This is a genomic window from Streptomyces sp. NPDC057854 (assembly GCF_042797055.1).
Lineage (GTDB): Bacteria > Actinomycetota > Actinomycetes > Streptomycetales > Streptomycetaceae > Streptomyces.
Genome location: NZ_JBHVMF010000006.1, coordinates 195,033 through 220,275 on the forward strand (window position 1 = coordinate 195,033; position 25,243 = coordinate 220,275).

Annotated in this window: 19 protein-coding genes; 6 read left to right on the forward strand and 13 right to left on the reverse strand. The window is 73.8% G+C overall.

Annotated features, from left to right (window positions below; genetic code table 11):
• Positions 1-142: 142 nt before the first annotated feature.
• Both ACFVQZ_RS11635 and ACFVQZ_RS11640 read left to right on the forward strand, forming a co-directional pair.
• A complete protein-coding gene (locus tag ACFVQZ_RS11635) occupies positions 143-1,873 on the forward strand; it encodes an ATP-binding protein (protein ID WP_383621277.1) in 1,731 nt (576 codons plus the stop codon).
• A complete protein-coding gene (locus ACFVQZ_RS11640) occupies positions 1,870-2,550 on the forward strand; it encodes a response regulator (protein WP_030495110.1) in 681 nt (226 codons plus the stop codon). Before ACFVQZ_RS11635 ends, ACFVQZ_RS11640 begins: the two co-directional genes overlap by 4 nt.
• 21 nt (positions 2,551-2,571) lie before the next feature.
• Here ACFVQZ_RS11640 and ACFVQZ_RS11645 read toward each other — a convergent pair whose 3' ends face one another.
• From ACFVQZ_RS11645 to ACFVQZ_RS11655, 3 genes are all read right to left on the reverse strand, one after another.
• A complete protein-coding gene (locus ACFVQZ_RS11645) occupies positions 2,572-4,164 on the reverse strand; it encodes a cation acetate symporter (RefSeq protein WP_030495109.1) in 1,593 nt (530 codons plus the stop codon).
• Entirely contained in the window at positions 4,161-4,601 is a 441-nt protein-coding gene (locus ACFVQZ_RS11650) for a DUF485 domain-containing protein (RefSeq protein ID WP_383621279.1), read from the reverse strand. Before ACFVQZ_RS11650 ends, ACFVQZ_RS11645 begins: the two co-directional genes overlap by 4 nt.
• Before the next feature lie 190 nt (positions 4,602-4,791).
• Positions 4,792-6,909: a DNA topoisomerase IV subunit B gene (locus ACFVQZ_RS11655; RefSeq protein WP_030495107.1), complete on the reverse strand. Its 2,118-nt coding sequence runs from the start codon at positions 6,907-6,909 to the stop codon at positions 4,792-4,794.
• A gap of 434 nt (positions 6,910-7,343) precedes the next feature.
• Here ACFVQZ_RS11655 and ACFVQZ_RS11660 point away from each other — a divergent pair, with 434 nt between their 5' ends.
• Positions 7,344-7,574 (forward strand): hypothetical protein, encoded by a 231-nt coding sequence (locus tag ACFVQZ_RS11660; RefSeq protein WP_030495106.1) that lies wholly within the window; start codon positions 7,344-7,346, stop codon positions 7,572-7,574.
• A gap of 179 nt (positions 7,575-7,753) precedes the next feature.
• Here the strand turns inward: ACFVQZ_RS11660 and ACFVQZ_RS11665 are convergent, their stop codons facing one another.
• The 7 genes from ACFVQZ_RS11665 to ACFVQZ_RS11695 form a co-directional block, all read right to left on the reverse strand.
• A complete protein-coding gene (locus ACFVQZ_RS11665) occupies positions 7,754-8,575 on the reverse strand; it encodes a serine protease (protein ID WP_030495105.1) in 822 nt (273 codons plus the stop codon).
• Between the two features lie 178 nt (positions 8,576-8,753).
• On the reverse strand, positions 8,754-10,307 hold the full coding sequence (locus ACFVQZ_RS11670; RefSeq protein WP_383621281.1) for an RNA polymerase sigma factor: 1,554 nt from the start codon (positions 10,305-10,307) through the stop codon (positions 8,754-8,756).
• A gap of 381 nt (positions 10,308-10,688) precedes the next feature.
• Positions 10,689-11,579: a FadR/GntR family transcriptional regulator gene (locus ACFVQZ_RS11675; RefSeq protein ID WP_030495103.1), complete on the reverse strand. Its 891-nt coding sequence runs from the start codon at positions 11,577-11,579 to the stop codon at positions 10,689-10,691.
• Positions 11,580-11,739: 160 nt separating this feature from the next.
• Positions 11,740-13,491 (reverse strand): ATP-binding cassette domain-containing protein, encoded by a 1,752-nt coding sequence (locus ACFVQZ_RS11680; protein WP_383621283.1) that lies wholly within the window; start codon positions 13,489-13,491, stop codon positions 11,740-11,742.
• A gap of 122 nt (positions 13,492-13,613) precedes the next feature.
• A complete protein-coding gene (locus ACFVQZ_RS11685) occupies positions 13,614-14,378 on the reverse strand; it encodes an NUDIX domain-containing protein (RefSeq protein WP_030495101.1) in 765 nt (254 codons plus the stop codon).
• A 108-nt stretch (positions 14,379-14,486) separates the two neighbouring features.
• Complete coding sequence (locus ACFVQZ_RS11690) at positions 14,487-16,541, reverse strand: glycogen debranching N-terminal domain-containing protein (RefSeq protein ID WP_383621285.1); 2,055 nt, start codon at positions 16,539-16,541, stop codon at positions 14,487-14,489.
• Positions 16,542-16,656: 115 nt separating this feature from the next.
• On the reverse strand, positions 16,657-18,057 hold the full coding sequence (locus ACFVQZ_RS11695; protein WP_383621287.1) for a DUF4192 domain-containing protein: 1,401 nt from the start codon (positions 18,055-18,057) through the stop codon (positions 16,657-16,659).
• Positions 18,058-18,198: 141 nt separating this feature from the next.
• On the opposite strand from ACFVQZ_RS11695, the gene ACFVQZ_RS11700 reads away from it, so the two are divergent.
• Positions 18,199-20,382, forward strand: a complete 2,184-nt coding sequence (locus ACFVQZ_RS11700) for a RecQ family ATP-dependent DNA helicase (RefSeq protein WP_383621289.1) — start codon at positions 18,199-18,201, stop codon at positions 20,380-20,382.
• Between the two features lie 228 nt (positions 20,383-20,610).
• A complete protein-coding gene (locus ACFVQZ_RS11705; RefSeq protein ID WP_030495097.1) occupies positions 20,611-21,237 on the forward strand; it encodes a hypothetical protein in 627 nt (208 codons plus the stop codon).
• A gap of 123 nt (positions 21,238-21,360) precedes the next feature.
• On the opposite strand, the gene ACFVQZ_RS11710 is transcribed toward ACFVQZ_RS11705, so the two are convergent.
• The 3 genes from ACFVQZ_RS11710 to ACFVQZ_RS11720 form a co-directional block, all read right to left on the reverse strand.
• Positions 21,361-21,984 (reverse strand): hypothetical protein, encoded by a 624-nt coding sequence (locus ACFVQZ_RS11710; RefSeq protein ID WP_383621291.1) that lies wholly within the window; start codon positions 21,982-21,984, stop codon positions 21,361-21,363.
• Between the two features lie 106 nt (positions 21,985-22,090).
• Positions 22,091-22,798 (reverse strand): ribonuclease HII, encoded by a 708-nt coding sequence (locus ACFVQZ_RS11715; RefSeq protein ID WP_030495095.1) that lies wholly within the window; start codon positions 22,796-22,798, stop codon positions 22,091-22,093.
• An 84-nt stretch (positions 22,799-22,882) separates the two neighbouring features.
• On the reverse strand, positions 22,883-23,512 hold the full coding sequence (locus ACFVQZ_RS11720) for a TetR/AcrR family transcriptional regulator (protein WP_383621293.1): 630 nt from the start codon (positions 23,510-23,512) through the stop codon (positions 22,883-22,885).
• A gap of 136 nt (positions 23,513-23,648) precedes the next feature.
• On the opposite strand from ACFVQZ_RS11720, the gene ACFVQZ_RS11725 reads away from it, so the two are divergent.
• Positions 23,649-25,202 (forward strand): MFS transporter, encoded by a 1,554-nt coding sequence (locus ACFVQZ_RS11725; protein ID WP_030495093.1) that lies wholly within the window; start codon positions 23,649-23,651, stop codon positions 25,200-25,202.
• Positions 25,203-25,243: the final 41 nt, after the last annotated feature.

A 25,243-nucleotide genomic window follows, 5' to 3' on the forward strand; every position in this document is an offset into this window, starting at 1 on the left:
ACGGCGCCTTCGCCTGCGGATGCGGGACCGCCCCGGCCGGCACCCAGGATAGGCAGCCCCCGACCCCGGTTCCGGCCGCACGCGCGCGGGGGCGCCCGGCCTCGTTTCCGGTCGCCGCCGCCGTCCCCGTACCGTTTCCGGCATGAGGAGCACCGGACCCGACACCGCCGCGCGGCCCGCCGCGCGCCGCCGGCGCCGGCTGGGGTGGCCGCGCCGGGTGTTCTCGCAGGTGCTGCTGATGCAGCTGGCGGTCGCCACCGGCGTCACCGTGCTGGCCACCGGCTTCTTCCTGGCCCCGCTGAGCGCCCAGCTCGACGACCAGGCCATGCGGCGGGCCCTCGCCATCGCGGAGACCGTGGCCTCGTCCCGTACGGCCGCGGACTTGGCGGGCGGGCCGCCGTCGGCGACGGGACCGGTGCAGCGCGAGGCGGAGCGGGTCCGGGCCGCGACCGGCGCCGAGTACGTCGTCGTCATGGACACCCGCGGCGTGCGCTGGTCGCACCCCGACCCCGTCCAGATCGGCCGGACGGTCTCCACCGACCCGAGCGAGGTCCTGGCGGGCCGCGAGGTGATGGAGATCGACAGCGGCACCCTGGGCCGCTCCGCCCGCGGCAAGGCCCCGCTGCGGAACGCCGACGGCGGGATCGTCGGCGCGGTCTCCGTCGGCATCGCGTACGACAGCGTCCGCGACCGGCTGCTGTCCGCGATCCCCGGGCTGCTCGCCTACGCGGGCGGCGCGCTCGCGGCCGGCGCGCTGGCCGCGTACCTGATCTCCCGGCGGATCCAGCGGCAGACCCGCGACCTGGCCTTCTCCGACATCTCGGCGCTGCTCGCCGAACGCGAGGCGATGCTGCACGGCATCCGGGAGGGTGTGGTGGCGCTGGACCGCAAGGGTTCCGTACGGCTCCTCAACGACGAGGCCCAGCGTCTGCTCGGGCTCGGTCCGGAGGCCGCCGGGCAGCCGCTGGACGCGCTGCTCGGGCCGGGGCGCACCGCGGACGTGCTGACGGGCCGGGTGACCGGCGCCGACCTGGTGACCGTGCAGGGGCACCGGGTGCTGATCGCCAACCGGATGCCGACGGACGACGGCGGCGCCGTGGCCACCCTCCGCGACCGCACCGAGCTGGAGCGGCTGGGCCGGGAGCTGGACTCCACGCGCGGCCTGATCGACGCCCTGCGCGCCCAGGACCACGAGCACGCCAACCGCCTCCACACCCTCCTGGGCCTGCTGGAACTGGAGCTGTACGACGAGGCCGCCGATTTCGTCACCGAGGTCGTCGGGGTGCACCGGGCCACCGCCGAGCAGGTCACCGAGAAGGTCCACGACCCGCTGCTCGCGGCCCTGCTGGTGGGCAAGGCGACGGTGGCCGCCGAGCGGGGCGTCTCGCTGCGGATCGCCCCGGACTCCCTGCTCCCCGACCGGCTGGTCGACCCCCGCGAACTGGTCACCGTCGTCGGCAACCTGGTCGACAACGCCCTGGACGCCGCCGCCGGCTCCCCGGACGCCCGGGTGGAGGTCGCGCTGCGCGCCGAGGACCGGACGGTGGTCCTGCGGGTCGCGGACAGCGGACCGGGTGTCCCGGAGGACCGCCGGGAGCTGATCTTCACCGAGGGGTGGACGACGAAGGAGCCGCCGGCCCACGGCAGGCGCGGCCTCGGGCTCGCGCTCGTCCGGCGCCTCGCCGAGCGACGCGGCGGCAGCGCGCGCGTGACGGCCGGCCCGTCCGGCGGCGCGGAGTTCGCGGTGGTCCTGCCCGACGCCCTGACGGAACCCGTCCCGTCCGACCCCACCCCGCCCCCGCCCGCCGCGTCCGTGCCGACCGCCCCGCGCGGGCCGGTGGACGCCGCCCCGGCCGAGGAGCGGTCCCGGTGATCGACGTGCTCGTCGTCGACGACGACGTCCGGGTGGCGCGGGTGAACGCCGCGTACGTGACCAAGCTGCCGGGCTTCCGGGTCGCGGCCACCGCCCACTCCACCGCGGAGGCGCTCGCCGTCCTCGACGGAGGACCGGTGGACCTCGTCCTGCTCGACCACTACCTCCCTGACGAGAACGGGCTCGCCGCCATCCGCGAGCTGCGGGCCCGCGGCCACCAGTGCGACGTGATCATGGTGACGGCGGCCCGGGACGTGGCGACCGTCCAGGCCGCGATGCGGCACGGCGCCCTCCAGTACCTGGTCAAGCCGTTCAACTTCGCCGGACTGCGGGCCAAACTGGAGGCGTACGCGACCCTCCGCCGCGCCCTGGAGCGCGGCGGCGAGGCGGAGCAGGCCGAGGTCGACCGGATCTTCGGCACCCTCGCGGCCGGCACCGTCGCGCCCGACCTGCCCAAGGGGCACTCCCCGACGACGGCCGAGCTGGTCCGCCAGGCGCTGATGGCCGCCGACGGGCCGCTGTCCACCCAGGAGCTCGCCGAGCGGACCGGCGTCAGCCGCCAGACCGCCCAGCGCTACCTCAAGCTCCTGGAACGCACCGGGCGCGTCCGCCTCTCCCTCCGGTACGGCGAGACCGGCCGCCCCGAACACCGCTACACCTGGGTCTCGTCCCCCTGAGGCCCCGGCCCCGCGGCGGCGTCAGGCCGCGCCCGCCCCGGTGAGCGCCCGCACCTCGGTCTCGGCGTGCCGTGCCTCGTCGGGCGGCTCGGGCGAGGTCACCGTCCCGAGCCAGCCGGCGAGGAAGCCGAGCGGGATGGAGACCACCCCGGGGTTCTGCAACGGGAAGACGTGGAAGTCCAGGCCGGGGAAGAGGGCGTCGGGGCTGCCCGAGACGACCGGCGACAGCACCACCAGGAGCACCGCCGGGACGAGCCCGCCGTAGACCGACCAGACCGCGCCCCGGGTGGTGAACCGGCGCCAGAACAGCGAGTACAGCAGCACCGGCAGGTTGGCCGAGGCCGCCACCGCGAAGGCGAGGCCGACCAGGAAGGCCACGTTGAGGTCGCGGGCGAGCAGCCCGAGTCCGATCGCGGCGGCGCCGATGACGGCGGCGGCCACCCGCGCCACGGTGACCTCGCTGTGCTGCTTCCCGCCGGGGCGGCGCAGCGAGGCGTAGAGGTCGTGGGCGACGGAGGCGGAGGAGGCCAGGGTGATCCCGGCGACGACGGCGAGGATGGTCGCGAAGGCGACGGCCGCGACGATCGCGAAGAGCACCGCGCCGCCGGTGGAGCCCGCTCCTCCGCCGAGGTCGAGGGCGAGCAGCGGGACGGCCGTGTTCCCGGAGGCGTTGGAGGCGCGGACCTCGGCGGATCCGATGATCGCGGCGGCGCCGAAGCCGAGGACGATGGTCATCAGGTAGAAGCCGCCGATGAGGCCGATGGCCCAGACGACCGAGCGGCGGGCGGCCCGCGCGGTGGGCACGGTGTAGAAGCGGGACAGGATGTGCGGCAGGCCCGCCGTGCCGAGGACGAGCGCGAGTCCGAGGCTGATGAAGTCGAGCCGGGCGGTCCAGTCGCCGCCGTAGCGCAGTCCGGGGCCGAGGAAGTCGCTGCCGTGTCCGCTGCGTTCGGCGGCGGTGCTGAGCAGGCTGTTCACGTCGCCGTGGAAGCGGACCAGGACGAGGACGGTGAGCGCGACGGTGCCGGCCATCAGCAGGACCGCCTTGACGATCTGGATCCAGGTGGTGGCCCGCATCCCGCCGAGCGACACGTAGATCACCATCAGCGCGCCGACGCCGACGACCGTCCAGGTGCGCGCCGCCTCGCCGGTGCCGCCGAGCAGGAGGGCCACCAGGCTGCCCGCACCGACCATCTGGGCCACCAGGTAGAGCACCGAGACGGCCACCGAGGAGGTGCCGGCCGCGATCCGCACCGGCCGTTCGGCCATCCGCGAGGCGACGACGTCGGCGAGGGTGAACCGGCCGCAGTTGCGGACGAGTTCGGCGACGAGGAAGAGCACGACCAGCCAGGCGACCAGGAAGCCGACCGAGTACAGCATGCCGTCGTAGCCGTAGAGGGCGATGAGGCCCGAGATGCCGAGGAAGGAGGCCGCGGACATGTAGTCGCCGGCGATGGCGAACCCGTTCTCCATCGGGGAGAAGAGCCGGCCTCCGGCGTAGAACTCCTCGGCCGATCCGTGCCGGTTGCGGCTCACCCAGGTCGTGATGCCCAGGGTCACCGCGACGAAGGCGCTGAAGAGCAGCAGGGCGAGCGTCTGGTGGTCTCCGGTCACCATTGGCCGGCTCCCCTCGTCATCTCCTGGGTATCCCAGCGCAGTTCGAGCGCGGCCCGGTCCCGGCGCAGCCGTGCGTGCCGGGCGTAGGCCCAGGTGAGGAGGAAGGTGGTGAGGAACTGGCCGAGGCCGGCGAGCATCGCCACGTTGACCGCCCCGGCCACCGGGCGGGCCATCAGGCCGGGGGCGGCGGTGGCGGCCACGACGTAGGCGAGGTACCAGGCGAGGAAGGCGAGGGTCGCGGGGAGGACGAACCGGCGGTAGCGGCGCCGTACCTCCTGGAAGGCGGGGCTGCGCTGGACCTCCAGGTAGATCCCGGCCGCCCCGGGCAGCGGGTGCGCGGCCTCGTCGTGCCGCTGGTGCGGCAGCTCCGGCGGGGCCCCGCCCGGCCCGTCGTCCCGCGCCCCCGCGCGCTCCTGTTCGTCCAGCTGTTCCACCGGTCAACTCTCCTTGTCAGCGAACCGTTTCGGCCGCGTGCCCAAGGATGGACAGAGTGGGCAGATCCTGGACTCTTCTCCCTCCGGTCTTCACCCCATCAGGTGACTCTGCGGCCCGGCCTCTGACCGGACCGGACCGATAGGCGTATGGACGCCGGAGGCCCGCCCCCGGAGGGACGGGCCGTACGGCTCAGGCGTCGATGCGCGAGCGGTCGAGCGTCGCGGCGGAGCTGGTGATGAACTCCTTGCGGGGCGCCACGTCGTTCCCCATCAGCAGGTCGAAGACCGTCTCGGCCGCGTCCAGGTCGCCGATGTTGATCCGGCGCAGGGTGCGGTGGCGCGGGTCCATCGTGGTCTCCGCGAGCTGGTCGGCGTCCATCTCGCCGAGACCCTTGTAGCGCTGGATGGAGTCCTTGTAGCGGACCCCCTTGCGCTGGAACTCCAGGAGCGTCTGCCGCAGCTCGCTGTCGGAGTACGTGTACACGTACTTGTCCTGGCCCTTCTTGGGCTGCACGAGCTCGATCCGGTGCAGCGGCGGCACGGCGGCGAAGACCCGGCCGGCCTCGACCATCGGGCGCATGTAGCGCTGGAAGAGGGTCAGCAGCAGCGTCCGGATGTGCGAGCCGTCGACGTCGGCGTCGGTCATCATGATGACCTTGCCGTAGCGGGCCGCGTCGATGTCGAAGGTGCGGCCGGAGCCCGCTCCTATGACCTGGATGATCGCGCCGCACTCGGCGTTCTTGAGCATGTCCGAGACGGACGACTTCTGGACGTTGAGGATCTTGCCGCGGATCGGCAGCAGGGCCTGGAACTCGCTGTTCCGGGCGAGCTTCGCGGTGCCGAGCGCGGAGTCCCCCTCGACGATGAAGAGCTCGCTGCGCTCGACGTCGTCGCTGCGGCAGTCGGCCAGCTTGGCCGGGAGCGAGGAGGTCTCCAGGGCGGTCTTCCGGCGCTGCGCCTCCTTGTGCTGGCGGGCGGCGATCCGGGTGCGGGCGGCGGCGACGGCCTTCTCCAGGACGGCCCTGGCCTGGGCCTTGGCGTCCCGCTTGGTGGAGGTCAGGAACGCCTTGAGCTCGCGGGCGACCACGTTCGCCACGATCCGGCGGGCGGCCGAGGTGCCGAGGACCTCCTTGGTCTGGCCCTCGAACTGCGGCTCGGCGAGACGCACGGTGACGACGGCGGTCAGGCCCTCCAGGGCGTCGTCCTTGACGATGTCGTCCTCGGCGACGCGCAGCAGCTTGGCCGAGCGCAGCACCTCGTTCACCGTCTTGGTGACGGCCTGCTCGAAGCCGGAGACGTGGGTGCCGCCCTTGGGGGTGGCGATGATGTTCACGAAGGACCGGACGGTGGTGTCGTACCCGGTGCCCCAGCGCAGGGCGACGTCCACGCCGAGCTCGCGGGTGACCTCGGCGGGGGTCATGTGGCCGCGGTCGTCCAGGACCGGGACGGTCTCCTTGAAGGTGCCCTGGCCGGTGAGGCGCAGCACGTCGCAGACGGCCTTGTCCTGCGCGAGGTACTCGCAGAACTCGCTGATGCCGCCGTCGAAACGGAAGACCTCCTCGCTCTTGCCGATGCCCTCCAGGTCCCGCTCGTCGCGGACGACGATGGTGAGGCCGGGCACGAGGAAGGCGGTCTGGCGGGCGCGCTGGTGCAGCGTCTCCAGGGAGAGCTTGGCGTCCTTGAGGAAGATCTGGCGGTCGGCCCAGTAACGGATCCGGGTGCCGGTGCGGGTCTTGGGGACGCGCTTGCCCTTGGTCAGTCCGTTGCCCGGGTCGAAGGGGCTGTCGGGGCCCTGCTCGGTGAAGATGCCGGGGACGCCGCGCCGGAAGCTGATGGAGTGGGTGGCGCTGTTCCGGTCGACCTCGACGTCGAGGCGGGCCGAGAGGGCGTTGACCACGGAGGCGCCGACGCCGTGCAGACCGCCGGAGGCCGCGTACGAGCCGCCGCCGAACTTTCCGCCGGCGTGCAGCTTGGTCATGACGACCTCGACACCGGAGAGGCCGGTCTTGGGCTCGACGTCGACCGGGATGCCGCGGCCGTTGTCACGGACCTCGACCGAGCCGTCGTCGTGGAGGATGACGTCGATGTGGTCGCAGTAACCGCCCAGGGCCTCGTCGACGGAGTTGTCGATAATCTCCCAGAGGCAGTGCATCAGGCCACGGCTGTCGGTGGACCCGATGTACATGCCGGGGCGCTTGCGGACCGCTTCGAGCCCTTCGAGGACGAGCAGGTGCCGCGCGGTGTAGTTGGAACCGTCACGGTCTGCGGTCAGCAGCGCACTCGACGGCACGGACGTTTCGGCGGTCACGCGGTTCGCTCCTCGCTGAATTTGAGATCTTGCCCGATGGGGTGAGGATCGGCGTCGCTCACCGCTCAGAGGGTACCGATGCCTGGTGGGGCCGCTGTCACGCCACCCTCCCGGTTTCCTCATGCTAGTCCAGGTTCGCATGGGTGTTCGATCCCTCGAAGGGGTGACGTGAACATCACGTTCCCTTCCAGGCATGAACCATCTAGGCTCCGGGCACGTCCTCATGAACAACCGGCAACCCCGCCGGGAGGACGACCGACACCACAGCAACGCGAAACCCGTAGAGCGACGCAATACGGCTCATTCGCCGCCAACCGGCAGCAGACAGCCACCTTGGGAAAAAGTTTCAAGGAAAAGCCACGAGCGGGAACGTTTTCGGCCTGGTTGGATGTTGACCCTGGTACGACAGCTCGTCGAGCTAGAGAAGAGGCGACGTGACTACTGTTCTGACCCCCGCGAGCCCCCTGACGGCCGCTGACCGCTGCGACCGCTGCGGCGCCCAGGCTTACCTGCGTGTCGTCCTGGCCAGCGGAGGTGACTTGCTCTTCTGCGCCCACCACGGTCGCAAGTTCGAGCCGGAACTCAAGAAGATCGCCGTTGAGATACAGGATGAGACGGACCGGCTCACCGACGTGCCGGCCCGCACGGTGGGCGACGAGCACTGACGCCGCGCATCCACGACGAGCTCAGGGCCGGTCGCTGAGACCGGACGACGGGCGGTCGTCCCCTCGACCAGGGGACGACCGCCCGTTCTCGTACCCGTGCGGCGCCTGACGCCACAGGGCTCAGGGGCGTACGGGATCCGCACGCCCCTGCCCCAGTCAGTGCCGCCCGGGCATCCCGCTCAATACCGCTCGGGCAGCACCGTGGAGACCCGCGTGTACACGCCGGGGTTCTCCGCCTGGCCGCAGCCGCTCCCCCACGACACCAGACCGACCAGCACCCCCCGGGCCACCAGCGGGCCGCCGCTGTCGCCCTGGCAGGCGTCCCGGCCGCCGGCCGGGTCTCCGGCGCACAGCATGCTGTCCCGGCGGTACGAGACGCCGCCGAAGCGCCCCGGATACGCCCGCTCGCAGGTCGTGTCCGGCAGGACCTGGACGCGGGCCGAGTGGAGCGAGGAGGCGTAGCCGCCGTTCCCGGTCGTGTCGCCCCAGCCGTACACCTCCGCCGCCGTCCCCGGCGCCTCCGCCGCGTCCCCGGCCGACGCCACCTTGATCACGTGGGATTGCGGCAGGGCCGTGGCGAGCGTGAGCACCGCGAGGTCGCCCGCGTTGGTGGACGGGTCGTAATCCGGGTTCACCCAGGTGTCCGCGACCCGTACCTCCTGCCCGCCCTGTCCGCGCAGCGCCGCCCGGCCGGCGATCACCGAGAAGTCGGGGAGCTGCCAGGGGGCGCCGCCGAGCACGTCGCGGCCCAGGCAGTGCGCCGCGGTCAGCACCTTGGTGGGCGCCACGACGACGCCGCCGCAGAACTGACCCGCCCGCGTACCTCCGAACCGGTCACGGCTGGACAGCGCCACCACCCAGGGCGCCTCGGCGATCGCGGCCGGGCTGCCGCCCACCACGACGCTGTCCGCGCCGGCCGGGGCGGCCCAGGCCACCTGTCCGGCCGCCGCCGTGATCAGACCCAGGGCACCCGTCATCGTTCGGGCGAAGGGACCACGCATGGAGCCTCCTGACTCTCCGCAGATATCCGTTCACCCAGCGTCCTTCACGGACGGGCCCCCTGCACGCGCGAACGGCCGAAGGGCCCGGTTCCCGAACGGGAGACCGGGCCCTTCGGCCACTGCTCTGCGCCTGTCGCGCGCCTCGACTGATCCCCGGGGATCTGCCGAGGTGGTCGCGTCAGTCGAGGTAGTCGCGCAGGACCTGCGAGCGCGACGGGTGACGCAGCTTCGACATCGTCTTCGACTCGATCTGGCGGATCCGCTCACGGGTCACGCCGTAGACCTTGCCGATCTCGTCGAGCGTCTTCGGCTGGCCGTCGGTGAGGCCGAAGCGCATGGAGACCACGCCCGCCTCGCGCTCGGAGAGCGTGTCGAGGACGGAGTGCAGCTGCTCCTGGAGGAGCGTGAAGCTGACCGCGTCGGCCGGCACGACCGCCTCGGAGTCCTCGATGAGGTCACCGAACTCGCTGTCGCCGTCCTCACCCAGGGGGGTGTGGAGGGAGATCGGCTCGCGGCCGTACTTCTGGACCTCGATGACCTTCTCCGGGGTCATGTCGAGCTCCTTGGCCAGCTCCTCCGGGGTGGGCTCGCGGCCCAGGTCCTGGAGCATCTGGCGCTGGACGCGCGCGAGCTTGTTGATGACCTCGACCATGTGCACCGGGATGCGGATGGTGCGGGCCTGGTCGGCCATGGCGCGGGTGATCGCCTGCCGGATCCACCAGGTGGCGTACGTGGAGAACTTGTAGCCCTTGGTGTAGTCGAACTTCTCGACCGCGCGGATCAGACCGAGGTTGCCCTCCTGGATCAGGTCCAGGAAGAGCATGCCGCGGCCGGTGTAGCGCTTGGCCAGCGAGACCACCAGACGGAGGTTGGCCTCCAGGAGGTGGTTCTTGGCCCGGCGGCCGTCCTCGGCGATGATCTCCAGCTCGCGCTTGAGCTTCGGCGCGATCTTGTCGGAGCCCGCGAGCTTGTCCTCGGCGAAGAGACCCGCCTCGATGCGCTTGGCGAGCTCGACCTCCTGCTCGGCGTTGAGCAGGGGGACCTTGCCGATCTGCTTCAGGTAGTCCTTGACCGGGTCGGCGGTGGCGCCGGCCACGGCGACCTGCTGGGCGGGAGCGTCGTCCTCGTCCTCGTCGGACAGCACGAAGCCCTTGGTCTCGCCCTCGGCCTCTTCGTCGTCCTTGCCCGGCGCGACGTCCTCGAGCAGCTCCTCGCCCTCGATCAGTTCGTCGTCGGACTTCTTGGCCGCGGTCTTCTTGGCCGCCGTCTTCTTGGCGACGGTCTTCTTGGCAGCCGTCTTCTTGACGGCGGCCTTCTTCGCGACCGCCTTCTTGGCGGGCGCCGCGGCCTCGTCGGCCGGGTCGGCGCTCTCGGCCGCGGGAGCGGTCGAGCCGGTCGCAGCGGTGGTCCTCGTCACCGTCGCCGCCCGGGCGGTGACGGTGGTCTTGGCGGCGGTGCGCTTGGCCGGGCTCTTCGCTGCTGCGCTCTTGCGGGCGCGCTTCGGCGACTCCGCTGCACTGACCATCAGCGTCACACCCTCTTCCTCGAGGATCTGATTGAGGCTGCGCAGAACATTCTTCCACTGGGTTGGCGGAATCTGGTCAGCCTCGAAGGCCCGACGCACGTCATCGCCGGCGATCTGCCCATCAGCCTTTCCCCGCTCGATGAGCGCCATCACAGACTCGGACTCGGCGATCTCCGGCGGGAGCGTACGGGATGTGCTGGCCGACACGAACAACCTCTCGGAACGATGGAAACGGCTTCCGGCCCCGCCCGGGATCGGGCCGGAGCCGACGACCGTCGACGGGGAATGAGCCGACGGCGCGGGCTGGACCGGGGAACTGCACAGCGCCTGCACCGGCTGCTGTATTCCTTCCTCGGCTGTCACCTCTTAGGTCATCGCACGGCTCGGAGGAGTGTTACGCCCAATCTTCGTGTCCCGAGTCACACCGCATCCGCGACGAACCGGACGGAAGGGACTCAAGCGTACATTCGGCGCCGCCGGCACCCTGGCGCGGTCCGGGGAACCCCTTCCGGGCTCCCCGGACCGCGCTCGGACCCGGCGGCTCTCCCTGCGTACGCGCCCGTGCGCTTCCGGCCACGGTCCGCGGATTCAGTGTTCGCGGGGGGCGGGAACCACGCGGGGTTCCACCTCGGGGTGGACCGTGAGCAGTTGGCGCATCGCGCTCTCGGCCGCGTAGGCGTCCCCGGCGGCGAGGGCGTCGACGATCCGGGCGTGGTGCGCCAGGCAGCTCTCACTGGGGCGGTCACAGCCGGTCGCGGGGCCCCCGGAGACCTGGAGGGCGGCGGCGACGATGCCGGACAGATGCTCCAGCATGCGGTTCCCGGCGAGCTGGATCAGCAGGGAGTGGAACTCGGTGTCGGCTCGGGAGAAGGTGATCCCGTCACCCTGCGCGTACGCGTGCCCCATGATCTCGACCATGTCGGAGAGGCGCTGCTGCACGTCCTCGCGGCCGTGGCCGGCGGCGAGGCGGGCGGCCAGCGGCTCGATGGTCCAGCGCAGCTCGTTCAGCTCCCGCCGCTGGTCGTCGCGCTGCGGCCCGAAGGCGCGCCACTCGATGATGTCGGGGTCGAGCAGGTTCCAGTCGCTGACCGGACGGACCCGGGTGCCGACGTTGGGCCGGGCGCTGACGAGGCCCTTGGCCTCCAGGACGCGCAGGGACTCGCGCACGACGGTGCGCGAGACCTCGAAGCGCTGGCCGATCTCCTCGGGGACGAGGGGACGGTCGGCGCCGAGGTCGCCGGAGACGATCATCTGGCCGAGCTGCTGGACGAGCTGGCCGTGGAGGCCGCGGCCCCGGCTGCCGGCGGTGCGGCGGCCGACGCGGCCGAGGTCGGTGTCCACCCCCTCCCAGGAGGGCGGGCTCACGCGGTCGGCGGCGGGGGCCTCCGTGTAGGGATAGCGGTCGAGATCGCCCGGGGCGCCGAGGCCGGAGTCGACGGAACGGGCGGCGGTCATCATCGTGTGCGCAAGGGTACTCACGCATCCTTTGTCGGCGTGGCCTCCGTGACCCTTGAGGTCTTTGGTGAAAAGCACACGAAAGGGTGATCGGCACCCGATGCGCAATTGACGATTATTGGGACATAAGCGGCATTTCTCAAGGGAGTTGTGCGCCAACCGGAACCGGGCGATCCGGAAGTGATCACCAACGGGCCTGCGGGCGAAGACCCGTGAACACATAGGCGCACAGCAGAACCGTCAACGTGAGACCGAGGGCCACACCGGCGGGCTGCCCGACCACCTCCAGCGCCCCGGCGATCCAGCGATCCAGCGACGGCGCCCAGCGCGGTCCGGCGAACTCGCCCAGCCGGCCGGGCAGTCCGGCGACCGACCGGACCGCGGGGCCGCTCATCACGTGACCCAGCACCGGAACGAGGGCGACCGGCACGAAGAGCACCGCCGCCACCCCGGCCGCCGCGGCCCGGAACACTCCGGCCCCCAGCACCCCCGCCCACGCACAGCCCACCGAGAGCCCCAGCCAACTCGCCGCCATGAGCCCCCAGTTGTCCGGCACGGAGATCAATTCCGGTCCGTAACAGAGCCGGAGGGCCGCCAGGTCGGCCGCCGCCACCAGCGCGCCGAGGAGCAGCGCGCCGCCCGCTGCCACGGCCAGCTTGGCCAGCAGCAGCGCGAGCCGCCGCGGCACCGCCCCGCGCCCCGCGGCCAGCGCGGGGTAGCGGTACTCCTCGCCGAAGGAGAGGGCGCCGAGCAGACCGGCGCCGAGGGCGGCGGGCGGCAGCGGCAGGAGGTCGGGCCAGGCGGCCAGCACCGCGGGGAGCGGGGTCCCGCCGCCCCTGCCGAGCAGCACCGCGAGCACGGCCGACACCGCGAGGACGCCCACCGTCACCAGCCCCGTGGACGGTACGCCGAGGGCCCGGCGCAGCTCGTACCGGAGCGGGCGCAGCGGCGACCGGACCGGCCGGCGCGCCGCCCTCGCCCGGTCCGGAGCGGGGGCGCCCGGCACCGGGCCGGCATCGCGCGCCCCCTCCGCCGTCGTCCCGGCGGGGCCGGGGTCCGCCTCCGCCGCCTCCCCCGTCTCCTCCGTGAGCCGGTGGACCGGTACGCCGTGCCGGAACGCGATGTCCCCGACCTGGGCGCAGTCGCCGCCGTACACATGGAGGAGGGTGCGGTCGTCGGTGACGACCTCGACCGGGCGGCGGGCTGAGCGCGCCTCCTGGGTGACGGCGGCGGCGAGACGCGCGGCCTGCGGGGACCGGACGGCGACCCTCGGCCGCAGCCGGGTGCGGGCGAAGTCGCCGGCGTCCTGGGCGGCGACCAGCCGCCCGGCGTCGACGGTGACGACGTGGTCGGCGTGGCGGGCGGCGTCCTTGGGGTCCCTCGTCGTGTAGAGGACGGTTCCTCCGGCCCGTGCGTGCGCGCGCAGCAGTTCGTGCAGCCGGGTCCGTTCCGCCGGGGACAGTCCGGCTCCGGGATCGTCCAGGAGGAGTGTGTGCGGCTCCCCCAACAGGGCGGCGGCCAGCGCGAGTCGGCGGTCGGCCCCGCGCGGCAGGGTGCCGAGCCGCCGTCCTTCGAGCCCGCCGAGCCCCACGGCGCGGATCACCTCGTCGGCCCGGGCGACCGGAACTCCCGCTCCCGCGGCGAGCATCCGCAGCTGTCCGCGCACGGTGCGGGACGGGTGCCCGGGCACGTCGCCGAGGACCACACCGATCTCGCGCGCCGGCTGGGCGATCCGGTGCAGCGGCCGTCCCCGGAAGTAGGTGAGCCCCCGCCCCGGGTCGAGCTCCAGGAGCAGCCGCAGGGCGGCGGTCTTCCCGGAGCCCGGGGGGCCGACGAGGGCGGTCACGGCTCCCGTCGGCGCTTCGAAGGTCAGATCGTCCACGGCGGGCGGGCGATCGCGGCGGGGGGTGCTGGTCAGTCCGATGGCCTGGAGCATCGCTTCTCTCGCGGTAGGTGTCACCGCTCCGCGGCAGGGCGGCGCTATCGCAGCAAGATAACGCCAGATTTCGGACTTTTGCCGCAGGGTTGCCGCCTCGGGGGCGGCGGACCGCGCCTGCCTCAGACCTCGGGGCGCAGCATCGGGGGGTTGAGCAGGGTGGCGCCGCCGGCCCTGAACAGCTGGGCGGGGCGCCCTCCCTGACGGGTGGTGGTCCCGCCGGTCGGCACCAGGAAGCCGGGGGTGCCGGTGACCTTGCGGTGGAAGTTGCGCGGATCGAGCGAGACGCCCCAGACGGCTTCGTAGACCCGGCGCAGCTCGCCGACGGTGAACTCCGGCGGGCAGAACGCGGTGGCGAGCGAGGAGTACTCGATCTTGGAGCGGGCCCGCTCCACCCCGTCGGACAGGATCTGCGCGTGGTCGAAGGCGAGCGCGTCCGGAGAGTCGCTTCCTGCCGCCCGTGCCTGGTCGAGCAGTTCCTCGACGGGCGCCCAGCGGGCGCCGTGGGCGTCGCCGCCGGGCCGGGGCGCCGGCAGGTCGGGGGCGAGCGCGAGGTGCGCGACGCTCACCACCCGCATCCGCGGGTCGCGCTCGGGCGCCCCGTAGGTGGCGAGCTGTTCCAGGTGCGCGCCGTTGTCCGGCACCGGGTGGGCGGCCGACGGATCGTGGGCGCGCAGTCCGGTCTCCTCGGCCAGCTCCCGCGCGGCGGCGGCGCCGAGGTCCTCGTCGTCGCGGACGAAGCCTCCGGGCAGCGCCCACCGTCCCTTGAAGGGCGCTTCTCCCCTGCGGACGACCAGGGTGCACAGGGCGTGGCTCCGCACGGTGAGGACGACCAGGTCGACGGTGACAGCGAAGGGCGGGAAGGCCGACGGGTCGTAGGGAGACATGCCGCGATCATAGTCGTCTTCCTGACGATAAACACGCCCCTCGCGTGCTCCGTCCGCGACTTCGTCACCTGGTCGCGAGGACTTCCTCGTCTCCGTGCCCGGCATCCGTCACACCCCCAGCTGCAGACCCTCGGCGGCCTCTTCGACCATACCGAGTCCGAGGCGGCTCACCCGCACGGCGAAGGGCTCGCCGGCGACCACGAGCCCGGCGAACCGGATCGCTCCCAGCGGCGCCGAGGGCATCGGCTGGACGGCGACGCTCCCGCCGGGGGCGTCGGGGCGGATCCCGGCGAGGGCGGCGAGCGCGTGCACCGCTCCGGCCGCCGCGACGGCGGCGGGCCGGCAGGCGGCCGGATGCGGCACGGGCTGGGCGCCGGCGGTGCGCTGCTCGCCCGCGTACATCTCGGGCAGCCGGTACCCGAAGTGTTCGGCGGCGTCGAGCAGCCCCCGCAGCAGGGCGGCGGCTTCCTTCTCGTATCCGGCGGCGGCCAGGCCCGCGACGGCGACGGCCGTCTCGTGGACCCGGACGGCTCCGGCCCGGTGGCCGAAGGGGTTGTGGCCGGGTTCCTTGGCGCCGAGGCCGCGGAGCCCCCAGCCCGAGTCGAGCGCCGGGGTGCCGAGCAGGCGCGCGACCTGTTCGGCCTCCGCCCGGTCGAGCAGCCCCTGGGCGTACCGGCCGCCGCCGAGGAGTCCGGTGTCGAGGAGGTGGGCGGCCCATCCGCCGAGCTGGTTCCAGATCCGTCCCTCCGGTCCCCGGGCGGCGGCGGGCCGGCCGCCGGACGGGTCGTCGAGCCAGAGGGCGCTCCGGAAGCGTTCGCGGAGGGTACGGGCAGCGGCGCGGAGGCCGGCCGCACCGGGCCGCCCGCAGGCGTCGAGGAGGTCGGCCCCGAGCAGGGCGGCCCGGTGGGCGTGGGCCTGGGTCTCGGCCCGCCAGGGCTCGCCGGGAGCCGGGTCCGGCAGGAGCCCGTCCGCGTCGAGGCGGTGGCGCAGCCAGCCGAGGCAGCGCTCCGCCACCGGAAGGAGCTCGTCGAGGTCGGCTGCGGGGAGGCCCCACCGCCGGGCTTCGGCGAGGACGACGGGGAAGGCGAGGGTGGCCTCGACTCCGGTGCAGCGGGGCGGGAGCCGCGGACCGGCGTCCCGCAGCGGGCCGGGGAGGCGGCCGGCCTCGGCGCCGGTGGTGAGCTGGGTGCGGCCGAGGGCGCGGAGCGTGGTGACGGCGAGCCGGGTGCCGAGCGGCAGGGCCATGCGGGCCGCCCAGAGTGCCTCCGCGGTGACGGGGCCGCAGCGCCACGGGACGCCGGCCGCGAGATGGACGTCGGCCGGGTGCGCGGGGTCGCGCTGGAGGAGGGCCCGCAGGTCCTCGGCGGAGGTGCGGAGCAGTTCGCCGGGCCTCCGGTCGTCGCCCTCCGCCTGCGCGTCGGAGAGCAGGTGGCCGCCGGGGCGGGCACCGCCGGGCGGGGTGGCGCCGGGGGTCCGTCCGGTGTGCAGCCGGAGGTGGAGGGTGAGGGCGCCGCCGGGGGCGAGGTCGGTGTCCCAGCGCAGGACCCCGGCCGCCGCCAGGGCGTCCGTCGGGGCCGGGTCGGCCGTGACGGTGACGGTCCGTCCGTCGGGCGAGGCCCAGCGGAGGCCGGTGCCGTGGACGGCGGCTCTGAGCTCGGGGCGGCTGCGGCCGGACGCGACCGCCGCCAGCTCCGCGAGATCCGTGCCCAGAGCGAGCTCCACCGGGAGGCGGACGGGGCGGGGGGCGGCGCTGCGGAAGGTGATCCGCTCGGTTCCGTCGGCGCCGCGGGAGCGCTCGACGGTGACGGCCGGGTCGGGCCCGGTGTCGCCGGGGCCCCGGAGGGCGCCGGCGAACACGGCCCGGTCGGCGGCGGCGAGCCGTCCCTGGAGGGGGACGGGCTCGCGCCCGGCGACCCGCAGGACGCTGCGGGCGAGGAGCCGCCGGCCCGACGCGTACACACCTTCGGGGCCGTGTCCGGTGAGCTGGCCGTGCCGGGGAGAGACGGCGAAGGCGGGCAGGGCGACGCAGAGGAGCGCGTCGTGGACCGGCGGGAGTTCTCCGGGGCGGGCCCCGGGGGCGGCGGGGCCGCCGCCGGGTCCGGACGGTTGCCCGGCGGGCTGTTCCGTCGGGCGTCCGGGGGCCGGGACAGGGCTGAGGACCATGAGGGGTGCGGCGTGCTCTCTGTGCGATCCGGACGGCCGGCGGGTGGTCGGCGGCACGGCTCGCCCGGCTCCGCCACAGAGGTGAACGGCCGGGTGGTGTGCGGGGTCACGCTCGTCATCGCCCGCTCCTCGTGCCGCGCCGGCCACCGTGCCGCGGGGCAGGGGCGCCCGGCCGGGTGGAGGCCCGTCCGGCGGGCCGCGTGCCCGGCGCCCCGGCGCCCCGCCGGGCACCGGCGGCCCCAGCCCTGGGGAGCGCCGGCCGGGGCCCGCCGGGGAGGGCTCCTCGGGTGCGGGGCCGCGTCCGCGTGCGGGTGCGGGAGCGGCGGGCGTGCGCGGCGGCCTTCTCGGCCGCCAGGCGGTCCTCGCGCTCGCGGCGCAAGCAGGAACGGAGCGACTCGGGTTCGAGGCCGTCGTTGCACGCCTGGTGCAGCAGCCGCGCGAAGACGTACTCCGGGTCGGCCTCCAGGGCGAGGTGGAGGGCGACGCGGGCGGTGGGTTCGTCGCCGGTGGACCAGGCGGCCCAGCCGGCCAGGGTCAGCGGCGCGGCGGCGTACTCCTGGTAGGGGGCGACGCAGCGCCGGGCGAGGACCCGCCAGAGCCGCACGGCGGCGGTGCCCTCGGGTCCTTCCATCCATTCGGCGAGGCGGTCGCGGGTGATGCGGTCCTGGAGCCCGAGGATGACCGCCGCCGCCTCGGAGGGTTCGACGCGGGCGTCGTCGGCGGCGTCGATCGCCGCCCGGCCGAGGCGGGCGCCGTCCGGTCCGACCCGCTGCGGCGGTTCGGCGAACCTGCCGAGGAGCCGGCCCGCGAGGGCGAGGGTCGTCTCGCGCAGCCGCGCCCTGACCCGCTCCTCCGCCCCGTCCAGGACGAGGGGCACGATCCGGGCCGCGGCGGCGTCGAGGGCGGCGCGCTGCTCCGCCTCCCCCGGTCCTCCGGTGGGCTTGAAGCCGTCCTCCATCTCCCGCAGCGAGCCGCGCACCTGGATGCCCGCGTACGCCGCCGCGGCGGCCATGACCGAGGTGCCGCTGAGGGCGAGCGGGGTGCCGTCGGGCGGGCAGCAGCGGGTGTCGGGGCAGCAGTACGAGAAGTGGCGGCCTCCGGAGATGCACAGCACCTCGTAGACGGGGATGTCGAGGGCTCCGCAGGCGGTCCGGAGCCGCTGGGCGAGGGGGCGCAGCCGCTCGTGGACCTGGGGGGCGGTCTCGTCGGGACCCGGGTCCTGGCAGAGGAAGCCGACGATGCCGTCGGGCGGCGAGGTGCGCTGCGCCGAGGTCTCGACGAGACACTCGGCGAGGCGGTCCGCGATCGCGTCCCATTCGCCGGGGGCGCGGGGGATGCCGATCCTGACCCGGCCGCCGAAGCGTCCGTTCGGACCGTGCAGGGCGATGAGCACGATGGAGTCGGTCGGGTGGAAGCCGAGCACGTACGGCAGGGCGTCGGCGAGCTCGGCGGCGCTGCGCAGGGTGACCTGCCGGCCTCGGGTGGATGCGCTGATCTCAGGGTGATTCGCGTTCATGGCGAGGACGGTCTCGTGATCTCCGTTTTCCGACAACCCCTGTGGATAACTCCGGCCTTACGCCATGATGATGTGATTTGCACTGTCCACAGATCGCCGGCCCGTTCGCCGAATGTCCGAGGCATCGGGTTGCATGGACGCATGACCCACGCAGACCTCCCGGAAGACCGCGCCGCGCTCCGCACCGCCGCCGACGCCGTACTGGCCCGACTCGTCGGGGACCCGGCCGGCGCGGCGAGACTCCGCGAGGACCAGTGGCGCGCCATCGAGGCGCTCGTCGCCGATCACCGCCGGGCCCTCGTGGTGCAGCGGACCGGCTGGGGCAAGTCCGCCGTGTACTTCGTGGCCACCTCACTGCTGCGGGAGCGCGGCAGCGGGCCCACCGTCATCGTGTCGCCGCTGCTCGCGCTCATGCGCAACCAGGTGGACGCGGCGGCGCGGGCGGGCATCCGGGCGCGCACGATCAACTCGTCGAACACGGAGGAGTGGGAGGACGTCCAGCGGGAGATCGCCGCCGGAGAGGTCGACGTGCTGCTCGTCTCCCCCGAGCGGCTGAACAATCCCGACTTCCGCGACCAGGTCCTGCCGCGGCTGGCGGCGGCCACGGGCCTGCTGGTGGTCGACGAGGCGCACTGCATCTCCGACTGGGGACACGACTTCCGGCCGGACTACCGGCGGCTGCGCACGATGCTGGCCGACCTCCCGGCCGGGGTCCCGGTGCTCGCCACCACCGCGACGGCGAACGCCCGGGTGACGGCGGACGTGGCCGAACAGCTCGGCACCGGCGTGGGCACCGACGCCCTCGTGCTGCGCGGCCCCCTGGACCGCGAGTCCCTCAGCCTCGGCGTGATCACGCTGCCCGACGCCGCCCACCGGCTGGCCTGGCTCGCCGACCACCTCCACGAGCTGCCCGGCTCGGGGATCGTCTACACGCTGACCGTGGCGGCGGCCGAGGAGGTCACCGCGTACCTCCGCCAGTGCGGGCACACGGTCGCCTCGTACACGGGCCGCACGGAGGACGCGGACCGCCGGCAGGCCGAGGAGGACCTGCTGGCGAACCGGGTGAAGGCGCTGGTGGCGACCTCGGCGCTCGGCATGGGCTTCGACAAGCCGGACCTCGGCTTCGTCGTGCACCTGGGCTCGCCGTCCTCCCCCATCGCCTACTACCAGCAGGTCGGCCGCGCCGGGCGCGGGGTGGAGCACGCGGAGGTGCTGCTGCTGCCCGGCAAGGAGGACGAGGCGATCTGGCGGTACTTCGCGTCCGTGGCCTTCCCTCCGGAGGAACTGGTCCGCCGGACCCTCGACGTGCTCGCCGACGCGGGCCGGCCGATGTCGCTGCCGGCCCTGGAGCCGCTGGTCGAGCTGCGCAGGACCCGGCTGGAGACGATGCTCAAGGTCCTCGACGTGGACGGGGCCGTGCGGCGGGTCAAGGGCGGCTGGGAGAGCACGGGCCGGCCGTGGGTGTACGACACGGAACGGTACGCGTGGGTGGCGCGGCAGCGTGCCGACGAGCAGCAGGCGATGCGCGAGTACGCCACCACGACCGGGTGCCGCATGGAGTTCCTGCGGCGCCGGCTGGACGACGAGCAGGCGGCGCCGTGCGGTCGCTGCGACAACTGCGCGGGGCCGCGCTTCGATCCGAAGGTGACCGGCGCGGCGCTGGACGCGGCCCGGGGCGAACTGGGCCGCCCGGGCGTGGAGGTGGAGCCGCGCCGGATGTGGCCCACGGGACTCGCCGCCGCGGGCGTCGATCTGAAGGGCCGCATCCCGGCGGGTGAGCAGGCGTCCGCCGGCCGCGCCCTGGGGCGTCTTTCGGACATCGGGTGGGGCAACCGGCTCCGGCCGCTGCTCGCCGAGTCCGCTCCGGACGGGCCGGTGCCGGACGACGTGGTGCAGGCGGTGGTCCAGGTGCTCGCCGACTGGGCGAAGGGGCCCGGGGGTTGGGCGTCCGGAGCCGCCGACGCCCCGTCGCGGCCGGCCGGTGTGGTCACGGTCGCCTCGCGCCGGCGGCCGACGCTGGTGGGTTCGCTGGGCGCGCGGATCGCGGAGATCGGGCGGATGCCGCTCCTCGGGGCGGTGGAGTACGCGGCGGGGGCGGAGGACGTCCATCTGTCCCGTACCAACAGCGCCCAGCGGGTGATCGGGCTCCACCGGACCCTGGAGGTGCCGCCCGGGGTGGCGGAGCGGGTGGCCGCCGCCGGCGGTCCGGTCCTGCTCGTGGACGACCTGTCGGACACCGGCTGGACCCTGGCCGTGGCCGCCCGGCTGCTGCTCCGTTCCGGAGCGGAAGGAGTCTTTCCGCTGGTGCTCGCCGTCCAGGGTTGAGAAGGGCTGGGAAACGGCGAGTGAATACTGGGTAACTGGGCAGGGATATCAGTGGCATAACGGTTCATTACCGTCAGCCGCCTCAATTGCTCGTTGCCGCCCTCGCTCGGGCCGAGACAGAATTGGGGAACCGCCCCACACGGCTCGAAGCGGTCCGGAAGGACTGTGCCGTGCTGCGCCCTCACCCCACCTTGCCCGCCTCGCGGGCGCGTATCCGAAGGGAGGACCGTGACCCTCGGATTCGCTCCGTCCACCACCTCGCTCGGTGCCGGCTCCGCCTCCGCGAGCCGCCTCGCCCGGATGCTGGAACCGGCGGACTGGGCCGCGGCCGGAATTCCCTTGCTGCGCAGTCCCCGTGAGGTCGTGAGCGGACTCCACTCCCGCCATCGTCCGCGGCCCGCGACGGCGATCGTGGCGGTGCTCGACCACGAGGAACGGCTCACCGCGAGCGCCTCCTTCACGCGCCGGCCCGGCCCCGCCGACGGCTGGGAGTTCCGGAACGCGCTCCTCGCCCATCTGCGGCGCGTGGTGCCGCACGACCTGCGGCGCCGCACCCCCGTGCGGACCGCCGTCCTCGTCTACTGCCGCGACGGCGACGAGCGCTGGACGGAGGAGGACGGAGCCTGGATGTGGGGGCTCCGTGACGCCTGCACGCTCCACGGCCTGCGCTGCGGCGCGTACATCACCCTCACCCAGGCCGGCTGGCAGGTCTCCGGCGAAGGCAGGGGCGGCCGTCGGCCAAGCGCGGACTCCGCTCCGCTCGCACTCGGCGAGCCGAACGACGACTTCGGTCACCTCGCGCCGAGGACGGCCGGCGGAGCGGCCGAGCCCCTGCGCAGGGTGGCGGCGCGCTGAGCCGTCGTCCGTCGCGCGCAACCGGCTGTGGAGCCGCCACGCGCGGCGCGGCACGCCGAACGCTCGCCCGGAGACGTCCGCCGCTCCGCCGGGCCGGTGCCGGTCCGGCGGAGGCGCGACCGGTCAGACTCCGGCGCCGAGCACCGCGGTGACGCGCTGCGGGTCACCGCAGACCACGAGCAGGGCACCCGCGCGCGAGCGGGCGACCGGCAGGGCCCGGGCGACCGTCTCGTCGTCGCCGCCGTTGACGGCGACGATCACCACGGGACGGGCGGCGACCCGGTCCACGGAGGCGGCGTCCGCGAAGAACACGTCCTCGGCGGTGTCCTGCTGGGCCCAGTAGGCGGCCTCTCCGAAGGAGAGCTCGTGCGCGGCCCAAGGGTGGCGCTCGCCGGTGGTGAGCACCAGGACCTCGCCGGGCGACCGGCCGCTGTCGAGGAGCAGGTCGAGGGCCTCCTCGGCGGCGTCGAGGGCGCCGCCGGCCGGGGCCGGGACGAGCTGGAGCTGCGGGCCGTCAGCGGAACGATTCGCCGGACGGTTCGCGGGCGCGGGGGGGCCGGGGACGGGCCGCGGGGCCGGCGGAGCGGGGCGGGCCGGGCCGGGGCCCGGACGGCCGGGACGCGGGGAGGCCGCCGAACGCGGGCCGGGGACGGGACGTGGGGTCGGCGCGGGGCGGCCGGCGGCCGCGGTGGCGCTAGGACCCTGGGCGCTCTCGTGAATCTGAGGCTCCTCGGGAGGGAGAGGCATGGGTGGATGTCTATCAAATGCCGTTTCGGACGGCACCGTCGGGTGGGCGCACAGGGGCGCCTCCGGTCCTGCGGGGCCTCGTCGGTGAGGTCCCGCGGCCGGAAGATCAGAAGTCGAAGCCGAGCTGGCCCCCGCTCTCCAGAGCGGCCGCCTCCGCGGAGAGGCGGACCTTCTTGAGGTGGCGCCACCGGGGCATGGCGTCCAGATAGGCCCAGGAGAGCCGGTGGTACGGGGTGGGTCCCAGCTCTTCGAGCATGGCCTTGTGGACGGGCGAAGGGTAGCCCGCGTTCGCCGCGAAGCCGTAGCCCGCGCAGCCCGGGCCGGTGTCGAGACCGGCCATGAAGGCGTCCCGCCGCACCTTGGCGATCACGGAGGCCGCGGCGACCGCGACGCAGGACTGGTCGCCCTTGATCACCGTGCGCACCTGCCAGGGGCTGCCGAGGTAGTCGTGCTTGCCGTCGAGGATCACCGCGTCCGGGCGGACCGGGAGGCCGTCGAGGGCCCGTACGGCCGCGAGGCGCAGGGCCGCGGTCATCCCGAGTTCGTCGATCTCCTGCGCGGACGCCTCGCCGAGCGCGTAGGCGGTGACCCAGCGCTCCAGCTCGGCGGCGAGTTCGGCGCGCCGCTTGGGGGCGATCAGCTTGGAGTCGGTCAGTCCCTCGGGGGGACGGCGCAGCCCGGTGACGGCCGCGCACACGGTGACGGGCCCGGCCCACGCCCCGCGTCCGACCTCGTCGACCCCGGCGACGATCCTGGCGCCGGTGGTGGCTCGGAGCGACCGCTCGACGGTGTGAGTAGGGGGTTCGTACGGCATGGCGCCTGACAGGTTACGCCGCCGGGTGCCGCGTGCGGTACCCGGATTCCCGTCAGGCGGGCCGCCGCCGTGCCGCGGGCCCGGTCAGGCGGGCGCCGAGCGCACCAGCGGGACCATGATCCGGTCGACGACAGCGGCCAGCTCGGCATCGTCCCATTCGCTGCCGCACACCTTGGCGCGGTACATCATCAGCGCCGGGATGACGTCGAGGACGAGGTCGTCGACGGCGTCCGGACGCACCTCTCCTCGCGTGATCCCGCGCTCCAGGACGTCCGAGAAGAGCCGTTTCGACGGTTCGACGACCTTGGTCTGAATCAGTCCGCGGAAGCGGACGGCGGCCTCCTCGTCGCATTCGTGAAGGACGGCGCGGATGGCGACGCCGGAGCGCGAGTTCATGGCGTCGCGGACGCGCCGGCAGAGCTCGTACAGCTCGTCGCGGAAGCCGCCGAGGTCGGGGGCGGGCTCGTCGAAGCGCGGCAATCCGGCCTGGAGGGCGTCGGCCACGAGGTCTTCCCGGGACGGCCAGCGCCGGTACACCGCGGCTTTGCCCGTCTGCGCGCCGAGTGCGACACCCTCCATGGTCAGGCCGTTCCATCCGACGCTGCTCAGCTGCTCCAGCGCCGCCTCCAGAATGGCGCGTTCGAGCACCGGCCCGCGTCTGCGCGGCGCGGCTCCGTCCGGCCGAGCGGCGGCCGCGGAGCGCGAAGTCATCATCAGGTTCTCTCCGTTGGGGACGTGGCGAATCACCGGCGGTGCTCAGTGAACGGTTGCGTTCTCTGAGAGGGAGTCACTACCGTTGAAGAACAGTGAACGGTCGCGTTCACTGCCATTCTTCCGTGGGGGGTCCACCGTGACAACGACTCCGGTCGACACACAGACCGAGAAAGGCCTGGCCGGCTCCCGGGGCCGGCCGGGAATCGCCCTGACGGTCATCGCCGCCTGCCAGCTGATGGTCGTCCTCGACGCCACGATCGTGAACATCGCGCTCCCGCACATCCAGGACGCGCTCTCCTTCTCCACCACCGACCTGTCGTGGGTGCTCAGCGCCTACACGCTGACCTTCGGCGGCCTGCTGCTCCTCGGCGGCCGGGCGGGCGACATCCTCGGCCGCCGCCGGGTCTTCATGGCCGGCATCCTGATCTTCACCTTCGCCTCGCTGCTCGGCGGCTTCGCACAGGAGCCGTGGCACCTGCTCGCCGCGCGGGCGCTGCAGGGCGTGGGCGGCGCGATCGCCTCGCCCACCTCGCTCGCCCTGATCACCACCACCTTCCCCGAGGGCCCGGAGCGGAACCGGGCCTTCGGCGTCTTCGCCGCCGTCTCGGCCGGCGGCGGCGCGATCGGGCTGCTCGCCGGCGGCATGCTCACCGAGTGGCTGGACTGGCGCTGGGTGCTCTTCGTCAACGTGCCCATCGGCCTGCTGATCGCCTTCCTCACCCCCCGGTACATCAGCGAGTCGGAGCGCCACCCGGGCCGCTTCGACATCGCGGGGGCGGCGACGTCGACGCTCGGCATGGCCGCCCTGGTCTACGGCTTCATCCGCGCCTCGGAGCAGGGCTGGAAGGACGCGCTGACCGTCGGCTCGTTCGCCGCCGCCGTTCTGCTGCTCGTCGCCTTCGCCCTGGTCGAGTCGCGCGCGAAGGAACCGATCACACCGCTGCGGATGTTCGCCGACCGGAACCGCTCCGGCACGTACGTGATCATGCTGAGCCTCGCGGCGGCCATGTTCGGCATGTTCTTCTTCATCGTCCTGTGGGTGCAGGGCGTGCTGGGGTACTCGCCGATCGCGTCCGGGCTCGCGTTCCTCCCGGTCACCGTGGCCATCGTGACCGGCGCCGGCCTGTCGCAGCGGTTCCTGCCCGTCCTGGGCCCGAAGCCGTTCATGGTGACCGGTTCCACGATCACCGGCCTCGGCCTGTTCTGGCTGACCTTCATCGACGCGGACAGCGGGTACGCGAGCGGGGTGCTCGGACCCATGGTCCTGTTCGGCTTCGGCATGGGGCTGAACTTCGTCACCCTGACGCTGACGGCCGTCTCCGGGGTGGCCCAGCACGAGGCCGGCGCCGCGTCCGGGCTGCTCAACGCGACCCAGCAGGTGGGCGGCTCGCTGGGCCTGTCCATCCTGGTGACGGTCTTCGGCACGGCGAGCCGTACCGAGGGCGAGAAGCAGGCGGCGGACTTCCTGGCGTCGGCGACGCCCGAGCAGAAGGCCGAGTTCCTGCGGACGAAGGAACTGCCGGCGCCGTGGAGCCACGAGGTGCTGACCTCGGGCATCGCGACGGCGTTCACCGCGGCCGTGGCGATGGTCGCCGTCGCGCTCCTCACCGCGGTGCTGGTGATCCGGGTCCGCAAGAGCGACCTGGCGGCCCTCAGCGGCAAGGCCGAGGCCGCGGGCCCCGTCGCCTGACAGCCGGCCGTACGCGCGGCGGAGAGGTCCGCCGCGGGTAC

What these genes read in the sequence shown, in the direction of transcription:
- ACFVQZ_RS11680 (WP_383621283.1), bottom strand. Translation starts at nt 13,491, where the DNA reads ATGCTCCAGGCCATCGGACTGACCAGCACCCCCCGCCGCGATCGCCCG.
- ACFVQZ_RS11635 (WP_383621277.1), top strand. Translation starts at nt 143, where the DNA reads ATGAGGAGCACCGGACCCGACACCGCCGCGCGGCCCGCCGCGCGCCGC.
- ACFVQZ_RS11695 (WP_383621287.1), bottom strand. Translation starts at nt 18,057, where the DNA reads ATGAACGCGAATCACCCTGAGATCAGCGCATCCACCCGAGGCCGGCAG.
- ACFVQZ_RS11685 (WP_030495101.1), bottom strand. Translation starts at nt 14,378, where the DNA reads ATGTCTCCCTACGACCCGTCGGCCTTCCCGCCCTTCGCTGTCACCGTC.
- ACFVQZ_RS11690 (WP_383621285.1), bottom strand. Translation starts at nt 16,541, where the DNA reads ATGGTCCTCAGCCCTGTCCCGGCCCCCGGACGCCCGACGGAACAGCCC.
- ACFVQZ_RS11720 (WP_383621293.1), bottom strand. Translation starts at nt 23,512, where the DNA reads ATGATGACTTCGCGCTCCGCGGCCGCCGCTCGGCCGGACGGAGCCGCG.
- ACFVQZ_RS11715 (WP_030495095.1), bottom strand. Translation starts at nt 22,798, where the DNA reads ATGCCGTACGAACCCCCTACTCACACCGTCGAGCGGTCGCTCCGAGCC.
- ACFVQZ_RS11700 (WP_383621289.1), top strand. Translation starts at nt 18,199, where the DNA reads ATGACCCACGCAGACCTCCCGGAAGACCGCGCCGCGCTCCGCACCGCC.
- ACFVQZ_RS11665 (WP_030495105.1), bottom strand. Translation starts at nt 8,575, where the DNA reads ATGCGTGGTCCCTTCGCCCGAACGATGACGGGTGCCCTGGGTCTGATC.
- ACFVQZ_RS11710 (WP_383621291.1), bottom strand. Translation starts at nt 21,984, where the DNA reads ATGCCTCTCCCTCCCGAGGAGCCTCAGATTCACGAGAGCGCCCAGGGT.